Here is a 1636-nt window from a genome sequence, read left to right on the forward strand (position 1 = left end):
GGGGGCGCGGGCGGTGGCCGACAGCGGGAACATCGCGCCGCCGGGCCGGTCGAGGTTGCCGGTCAGCGCGTTCAGGACGTCCACCAGCCAGCTCGCCGTGGTGCCGAACTCCACGGTGGTGCTGCCGATGCGGCCGTAGACCGCGGCGCGCTCGGCGGCGGCCAGTTCGCGGGCGAGGGTACGGATGACGTCCGGCTCGACACCGCAGGCGCCGGTCACGGCCTCGGGGGTGAAGTCGGCGGCGAGGCGGGCCACGTCCTCCACGCCGCCGAGGTGCTCCCCGGCCGCGCCGGTGTCGGCCAGGCCCTCGGCGAAGAGGACCTGGACCATCGCCATCAGCAGCAGGGCGTCGCCGCCGGGCCGCACGGCCACGTGCCGGTCGGCCAGGCGCGCGGTGCGGGTGCGGCGCGGGTCGACGACGGTGAGGGTGCCGCCGCGCCGCCGCAGGGCCCTCAGACGGCCGGGGAAGTCGGGGGCGGTGCACAGACTGCCGTTGGATTCCAGCGGGTTGGCACCGACGATCAGCAGGTGGTCGGTGCGGTCCAGGTCGGGGACGGGGATGGCCAGGGGGTCGCCGTAGAGCAGTCCGCCGGCGGCGTGCTTGGGCATCTGGTCGAGGGTGGAGGCGGTGAAGACGTTGGGGGTGCGCAGCGCCTTGACCAGCAGGGGCGGGTAGAGGGCCCCGGCGACGGTGTGGACGTTGGGGTTGCCCAGGAAGAGGGCGACGGCCCGGGGGTCGCCGCCGGCCAGGACGCCACCCAGCCCCTCGGCGACCGCCGCGAACGCCTCCTGCCAGCTCGCCTCCCGCAGTTCGCCGTCGCGGCGGACCAGGGGACGGGTCAGGCGGTGGGGGTCCGTGTCCAGCTCGCCGAGGAGGGCCCCCTTGGGGCAGACGAAGCCGCGGCTGAAGACGTCGTCACGGTCGCCGCGGGCCGCGGTGATCCGCTCCCGTCCGCCGTCGCCGGGAGTGATCGTGACGACCAGACCGCAGGTGGCCTCGCACAGCGGGCAGATCCGCAGGGCGGTACGGGAGCCGGTGCCCGCGGACGGGCCGGGTCGCGCGCCGGGCTCCTCGTTCGGCTGCGTGGTGGCACTCTCCGGCATCGGTCCCCCTGGTGAGCGGTGTCCGGGTGGGCTGTGCGGTCCGGCGGCTCCATACCGACCGGCCGGTAAGTGAACCTTAGCCCCGTAACCCCCCGGCCGCCCAGGGGCGGGAGCCGAAACGGCGGCGCGCCCGTCCAAGACGCGCCGTTGACGTGCGGACCCCTGCATTCCTATGGTTGACAACAGGAAACCCTGAGCACCAGGAGCGTTGCTATGAGTGGCACCACAAGCGGTTTCGAGCAGGCGCGCAAGACCGCGGAGGGGCTGGCGTACTCCTCCGGTTTCGGCAACGAACACGCCTCCGAAGCCGTTCCGGGAGCGCTCCCCGTCGGCCGCAACTCCCCTCAGCGCGCACCCCTGGGGCTCTACGCGGAGCAGCTCAGCGGCACCGCCTTCACCGAGCCGCGCGCCCACAACCGCCGCTCCTGGCTGTACCGCATCCGCCCCTCGGCCGCCCACCCCCGCTTCGTCCGCGCCGACGGCGGCTCCCTGCGCGGCGCGCCCTTCACCGAGACCGAGCCCGACCCCAACC

At 74.7% G+C, this 1636-nt stretch carries 2 protein-coding genes; one reads left to right on the forward strand and one right to left on the reverse strand.

The features are described from left to right. Positions 1 to 1104, reverse strand: a 1104-nt coding sequence (locus L7D48_RS28655; protein ID WP_237883999.1) for a molybdopterin-dependent oxidoreductase, incomplete at its 3' end; no start/stop codon positions are given. 213 nt (positions 1105 to 1317) lie between these two features. On the opposite strand from L7D48_RS28655, the gene L7D48_RS28660 reads away from it, so the two are divergent. Continuing rightward, positions 1318 to 1636 (forward strand): homogentisate 1,2-dioxygenase (locus L7D48_RS28660; protein ID WP_237884001.1); only part of this gene is annotated, 319 nt, incomplete at its 3' end.

Origin of the sequence: Streptomyces sp. ICN903, assembly GCF_022015835.1 — a bacterium.
In the GTDB taxonomy this organism is placed as follows: domain Bacteria; phylum Actinomycetota; class Actinomycetes; order Streptomycetales; family Streptomycetaceae; genus Streptomyces; species Streptomyces fenghuangensis.